Here is a 6,648-nt window from a genome sequence, read left to right as displayed (position 1 = left end):
CCTTCCACGGCACCACCTGATCCATCTCGATCAGGAACAATTCCTTACGGGTCTGCTTGCGCTTGCCGGCGTACTCGGCGTCGGCGAAGGTCATCTGCTTCATGGAAAAACTCGGCTGGCGGGATCGGCGTGTTTCACCAGATTCGGGAAGTCTTTTTCAGACCTTCCCTAATGGAACGGGCAGTCCGAGAAGACGACTCGATTACACCTGGATTGCCGAGGCAATTGCGAAGCCACCCAGCGCATAATGTCCTGCGCGCCCGTGGCGCCGCCGATGGGTGGATCAGCCTCTTGCACGTCAACCCTTTGTCCCATGCATGGCATCAATCCGGCTTCTGGTCTGGCGGCAGCAATCCCAGCAGATCCGCCTGCAAATGTTGCAACTTGTCGATGCCAGCCTTCAATGCCTCGACACGGCCGGCATTTTTCATTTCACTCAGGGTGTGCGCTAACTGCTGGATGCTCTGATGCAGGACATCGACCTGATCATCAGGATCCTTGCCGAAGAACGTCGGGCGGCCACTTTGATCCCGCCAGTATTGGAGTGCTTCGGGTTGAGGCGGCACTTGGGTCTTACCTGACAGATAGTCGATCATCTGGGAAATCCAGACCCGGTGGTCGGCGTATGTGAACGGCACGGGCAGCGCGGAGCGACTGTCAGGTTTAAATCCCTTCCAGGATAAGGGTACCTGCCAGGTGTGTAGCCATTGCTCGAATTCATGCACCGGCATCGGATGCCCGATGGCATAACCCTGGCCCCACTCGCATCCCAGACGCAGCAGAATTTCTCCATGCTTGATGGATTCGACTCCCTCCGCGATGCAGTTCCTGCCAAACGACCTTGCCAGTGCCAGTAGCGCATCCAGGATGGCGATATCGTCCGGGTCCTCGAGCATGTCGCGTATAAAACCTTGGTCGATCTTGAGCAGGTACGCGGGCAGGCGCTTCAGATAGGTAAGCGATGAATAGCCGCTGCCGAAATCGTCGAGGGCAAAACGCAATCCCATCCTTTCGCACAGCGCCATCGACTGAGACACTTGAACGAAGTCCTCCACGGCGCTGGTTTCGAGGATTTCCAGTTCAAGGTCTTGCGGCTGGGCGCCGGGATGTCGTGACAACATACCCCGTAGATGCATGATGAAGTCCGGTTGCAGCAGGTGCCGCGCACCGATATTCACGCTGACCGGGACATGAAGGCCGGCCTTGCGCCAAGCTTCGATCTGGGTCAGCGCAGCCTCGATGGTCCATTCCCCCACGTCAATCCCGAGCGGATGGTTCTCAATGATGGGTATGAAGGAGGCCGGAGATAACAAGCCACGCGTTGGATGTTGCCAGCGGATCAAGGCTTCGGCGCCCAGCACCTCACCGGTGCGCATGTTGACCTTGGGTTGGAAATAAAGCAGAAACTGCCCATTGGCAAGTGCCTTCTCTATGCTGTCAAATCCTTCGTGACGGGTGCGCAGTGTACAGTCCTTCTCCGTATCGAAAACGTGATATCGATTCTTGCCGGCTTGCTTGGCACGATACATAGCCTGATCTGCCTGCCGCAGCAGTTGGTCGGCGTCGATATCTTCGCCTTGCGGGTAGTAGCTCACACCGATACTCGCGCTCACCTCGCACAGTGCGTCACCAATCGGTACGGGCTGTGCAGCCACCTCGATCAAGCGATTGAGAATCGGTACGCTGACGGAAATATCCGGCAGGTCGAGCAGAACAGCGACAAACTCATCACCACCAAGACGGGCCAAGGTATCGTCTTCGCGCAACACCTGCGTCATACGCCTGGACAGGACGGACAGCAATTTGTCGCCGACTGCGTGGCCGTGCTGGTCGTTGACCTTCTTGAATCCATCCAGATCGATGAAGACAACCGCCAGGTGCATGCCACGCCGACGCGTCTGACGAATGGCCTGCTTAAGGCGGTCTCCAAGCAATAGTCGATTGGGCAAGCCGGTGAGCAGGTCGTAATGAGCAACGCGTTCAAGCTGTTGCTGGTTTTCCTTCAGCGCTGTGATGTCGGAAAACATGGCTGCGTAATGCTCGATATTGCCCTGCATATCCGGCACTGCACTGATCGTCAGCAGCGCGGCAAACTGACTGCCGTTCTTGCGTCGGCACCAGAGCTCTCCGTGCCAATAGTCGTGCTCACGCAGAGCCTGCCAAACGGTCTGATAGAACTCATCGTCATAGCGATCGGACTCGAGCAGACGAGGTGTCTGACCCATTACTTCCTCCCGCGCATAACCAGTGATCACGGAAAACGCCCGATTGACGTTGACAATGTGGCCTTGAGCGTCCGTAACGAGGATGCCCTCTCCTGCGTGCTCAAAAACTTCAGCCGCAAGGCGAAGCTCTTCCGCGGATCTTCTGCGTGAGGTGACATCATGGATATAGCCGTGCCAGAGGATGCTCCCATCAGGCATGGCTTCAGGCGACGCCTCACCTTCGACCCAGATCACCCGACCGTCTGGAAACTGCACTCGGTACTCGTCATGCCAAAGCGCGAGTGACTGCCCCGACACCTGTATGGTTTCATGCACACGGTCGCGGTCTTCAGGATGGAGCGCAGCGAACGCAGGAGTGGCATCCTCAACAACATCCTCCGGTGCAACCCCGTATATTTCCTGTATCCTCGCGCTGGCATAAGGGAAGTGCGAGCTGCCGTCCGGACGAAGACGGTATTGGTAAAGCATACCGGGAACGTGGCTGGCCAACTCTTCTCGCTGTCGGCGCATAGCGTTCAGCGCCTGCTCGACCCTCTTGAGATCGGTGATGTCCTCTACCGTCCCGTCTGCCGCTCTGGGCCGACCAGAGGCGTCGCCCTTGAATGTTGCCCGCAGGTGTATCCAGCGAACCTGCCCTCCGCTGACGATGCGATACCGCAGATCAAGGGTCTTTCCGCACATGGCAGCATCCCATGCCCTATCGAAGAGGGGGCGGTCTTCAGGGTGAATGCACTGCAGGAATCGCTCGAAGGCTATTGGCGCACCAACATCCAGGCCGAGCACGCGGCAGGCTTCATCGGAGCAAGTGAGGAGTTGCGAGCCAAGATCGAGATGCCAACTGCCAGAATGGGCATTCTGGTTAATCTGGTCACAGTGTCGGGCTGAGATTTGAGGCGTCTCGTTCAAAGGTGACGCTCCTTATGGGTGAAACAGAGGTTCCAACGTTTCTGCAACTCGGAGCGTATTTCGTCAAAGATTGTGTGGTTGGGGTCGCTATGCATCGCGGCTACGCACTTTCTTCAAGGATCGCACAACTGATAAGCAGGGTGGTTCGCGCCGGGTCATTGCGGCAAGCGGGATGTCACCCAGCGCATAATGTCCTGCGCGCCCATGGCGCCCGCCTGACGTGCAACCTCATGTCCCCCTCGGAACAAAATCAGGGTTGGAATGCTGCGAATACCGAACTGGGCGGCCAGGTGGGGTTCTGCCTCGGTATTGACCTTGGCCAGCCTGACCCTGGGTTCGAGCTGGCGCGCCGCTTGCTGGAACTGCGGGGCCATCATCTTGCACGGCCCGCACCAAGGTGCCCAGAAATCGACCAACAGTGGCAGGTCGCTGCGCTCCACGTGGCGCGAGAACGTCGCCGTGGTCAACTCGATGGGTTCGCCCGTGAACAAGGGCTGCTGGCAGCGGCCGCAGTTGGGATGTTCCGATAGCTTCGCAGTCGGTACGCGGTTGATGGACTGGCAATGCGGACAGACGAGGTGAAGATCATTCTTAATGGTTCGCCTCCTTGGACCACAGTGAGGCTGCCGCGCTTCGGGTCACAGACAATGCCGACCAATCAACGCCTTGGAGCCAATCGTTCCCGTCTTTGCTTACTCCGGCCTCTTCCAAATGAGCAGCGATGAACGCTTCGGCCTGCATGAGCCACCTTTGGACAGTATCTTCCTTACTAGGAATCAGCAGGATCTCAGAGACGCTGCTGGCATCCAGCCCGTCCACACGGATAAGCAGAAAAATGCGCCGCCACAAACGCGGCATGTCCTTCAGCAGGTCGAATGCAAAAGCGAACTCGCTCGACCGATCAACTAGCTCCTCCTGTTCCGCGATCGTTGCGGCATCGGGATGCTGACTGTCAGCGATGATATCGGCCAGCCTGAGTGTGTCATCGGGCTGATAAAATTCGAAGACTTCCTCTTCCACCATGGCCTCGGCGACGTCCTGGGCATCCGCTTCGACCGGCGCGTCCAGAGAAACGAATTCGCCAAATTGTCGGCTGTTTGCCACTTCGTGATCCAGGACGGCGAACAGATGCTTCAGAAGACCGATGTAAGCCGCTTTTTCTTCCGGCACGGATTGCCATTCCACCTCAGCTCGGACAATCGCTTCATCCACCACGTCGCGCAGCGTCGGATAATCGCGCGGTAAATCGCCGACGGCCCGCAGATAAGCCAGCTCACGCCTTGCGACAGCCTCAAGTTTCGACAGTAGAGGCATTCGGGTCGCCTCGGCCTCATGGGCGGCTGATGCGGGTTTTGCGGCAATCCGCGCCTTGAGCTCGCGCAAGCGTTCACGACGCGCCTTACGCTTGATTTGATCCTGAGCGCTCAGCCGATCAAAGTGCTTCTTGGCCTGCCGGAACAACGCCTGCGCTAGCATGTGCGCGAGAGGCGTCAGATCGTTATGCGATGCAGTGACGCTGACGATTTTTTTGCCCGGCAAGTGCATGTGGCCACTGGCCGTTAAGCGAGATCCTTTTTTCGCGCGTTCGAGGACGATTTGAAGACGTACCGAATCTTCGGAGCGCTTTTCGATCAGCGGCTTGAGAGCGGGTTCAACCGCTTTTTCTACAGACATTCGCCAAGGTTCATGAAATTCTTTTTCGACGAGTCGATAGCTATATTGTATACGCATGCTCAAGCCCTTTAGGGTTGTCCGCCCAGGTGAGTGGACCCGGGTGATTGGATATGTTGATTTTCAAAGATGATCTTACGGTTTGGTTTTTCACGCCCTTACCGCTGACGCGCTTTGCGCAAACGCCAACTAAGAAGCAAAAGAGTCATACCGAAGATCGCAGCATGGAAACCCAATACCCAGCCCGCGGCCAGAAATGATTCGATCGGGCGGGTAAAAAACATCCATAGGATGATCGCACCGAGGAGCACGGAAAGCAGCCCGCTGAGGGCAAGCCAGATCTCGCCCTTGATTTCCCGGCGCAGACGAACGGCGGCGGATATCTCCAGCATACCGGTGAAAATTGCCCAGAATGCCACGCTTACCCACAAGAAATAGGCCAACGCCAAAGTGGCAGCCAGAGGGGCAACTACCACAACGACACCGGTGAGTATGCCGACGATGCCGCTGAACAACAGCCAGCCCCAGCGCTGCTTTTGCCGCATTTGCCGCACCGCTGCAACCAGGTTGAACGCACCATTGACCAAAGAAAATGCGCCGAACACTATCGTCATGGCCAACAGAGCCGATTGTGGCATCCAGAACGCAAGGGCTGCGAAAATCAATGCCAAGACACCGCGCAACGCAAAAATCCACCAATTTTCGGTCAATGAACACAGTGTTTTGGTGGGCTCATCCGCACTGGAATCGGTGATGGTGTCTGTGTTCATGCTATATCTCCTAAAGATCTAATGGGGTGAAAAAGCAAACACTCCTGAGCCAAGAGAGGGGCGCGACGCGCCCCTCTTACGCCCTATCCAGCGGTTTCAGAACAACTTGGACAGCTTTGCCTTGATTTCATCGAGCCAGCCTTTTCCGCCGCCTCCCCCAGCCGTCTTTTGCTTGACTTTCTTGAGTTCAGCATACAGGGGCTCAAAGTCCTTCTTCTTTCCATAACCCAGCAGTTCTGCCATTTCCAACTGCTGCCGCGCTTCGTTCAATAATGTCTCCAGGCGCTCATTGGACGCTTCGCTCCGCTGACCATCTTCTACCAAGGTCTCGGCGCGCTTCAGGAGCAGCCTGGCGCGCAGGGCGGGCAGCGGAAGAACGCTGCGCTCCTCGACCAGCGTGCTGAGCGCTGACTGCAGCGCGGCTTTGGCTTCTTCGATCTTGCCCTGATCGATCAGCGGCACGACTGCCTTCACGGCTGCGGGATAGGACGCCAGAGGGATGTTGGTGACCGTGATCACGATTTCACTGGCCAGCAAAGCCAGCACGTGGCGAGCCTGTTGCACCTCGCCATGTTTGAGGGCGTCCAGCGCCTCGTCGGTCATCGCCTCAATGGTTTCCGTGTTGGCGAACAAGTCGTGCACGATGGTGCGCACATCAACGGGGGCCAGGGCGAGCGTGGGTTCGCGCGCAACGATCAGCTCCAGCTTTCCCGTCACTTCGGCCAGCGTTGCCAATGCGCGTGCAGCGTCCTTGCCGTCAAGTGCGGCCAGCGCTGATTTGGTCAGCGCCAAGGCCGAGACGGCCTCATCGAGGACTTGTTTACGTTTGTCTGCCGCCTGCGAGTCCGTTTCCTTCTGAACCTCAGGCTGTACCTCCGTGACGACTTCAGGCTTGGCCTCTGGACTGACAGGAAGGCTGCTTACCGCGGCCTGTTCGTTTATTTCTTTGTTCGTCGCATTGGGATTCGATGTTTGCTCATTCATGGTGATATGCCTCGTATGAGTTAGTGACAATAGGCGAATCTATTGGGGCTGACTGCGAACATCGCGAGACTGACCGACCGAACAGTCGGCCC

General features: G+C 57.2%; 5 protein-coding genes and 1 pseudogene. All 6 read right to left on the bottom strand.

The annotated features are described in order from the left end of the window. Positions 1-103 (bottom strand): annotated as a pseudogene (locus tag ACN0V1_RS20265) (IS5/IS1182 family transposase); the annotation flags it as partial. Positions 104-323: 220 nt separating this feature from the next. Beyond that, the gene (locus tag ACN0V1_RS20260) at positions 324-3,131 is read right to left on the bottom strand and encodes an EAL and GGDEF domain-containing protein (protein WP_417546703.1); all 2,808 of its coding nucleotides are present in this window, start codon (positions 3,129-3,131) and stop codon (positions 324-326) included. Between the two features lie 155 nt (positions 3,132-3,286). Beyond that, positions 3,287-3,727 carry a heat resistance system thioredoxin Trx-GI gene (trx-GI, locus tag ACN0V1_RS20255; RefSeq protein ID WP_014236590.1) on the bottom strand — a complete coding sequence of 147 codons (441 nt, stop codon included), beginning with the start codon at positions 3,725-3,727 and terminating at the stop codon, positions 3,287-3,289. Further along, positions 3,723-4,862, bottom strand: a complete 1,140-nt coding sequence (locus tag ACN0V1_RS20250; RefSeq protein WP_417546702.1) for a hypothetical protein — start codon at positions 4,860-4,862, stop codon at positions 3,723-3,725. The genes trx-GI and ACN0V1_RS20250 overlap by 5 nt, the downstream gene beginning before the upstream one ends. A gap of 98 nt (positions 4,863-4,960) precedes the next feature. Then, positions 4,961-5,572, bottom strand: coding sequence for an HdeD family acid-resistance protein (locus ACN0V1_RS20245; RefSeq protein WP_169873443.1), 612 nt, complete (start codon positions 5,570-5,572; stop codon positions 4,961-4,963). A gap of 96 nt (positions 5,573-5,668) precedes the next feature. After that, on the bottom strand, positions 5,669-6,556 hold the full coding sequence (yfdX2, locus tag ACN0V1_RS20240; protein WP_262252117.1) for a heat resistance protein YfdX2: 888 nt from the start codon (positions 6,554-6,556) through the stop codon (positions 5,669-5,671). Positions 6,557-6,648 lie beyond the last annotated feature (92 nt).

It is taken from the genome of Marinobacter sp. (genome assembly GCF_048266785.1).
Lineage (GTDB): Bacteria > Pseudomonadota > Gammaproteobacteria > Pseudomonadales > Oleiphilaceae > Marinobacter.
The sequence above is the reverse complement of the archived record's forward strand: the minus strand, read 5'-3'. Positions and strand labels throughout refer to the sequence as shown.

Coding starts and splice junctions, on each gene's coding strand:
- ACN0V1_RS20250 (WP_417546702.1), bottom strand. CDS start 4,862: ATGCGTATACAATATAGCTATCGACTCGTCGAAAAAGAATTTCATGAA.
- ACN0V1_RS20245 (WP_169873443.1), bottom strand. CDS start 5,572: ATGAACACAGACACCATCACCGATTCCAGTGCGGATGAGCCCACCAAA.
- yfdX2 (WP_262252117.1), bottom strand. CDS start 6,556: ATGAATGAGCAAACATCGAATCCCAATGCGACGAACAAAGAAATAAAC.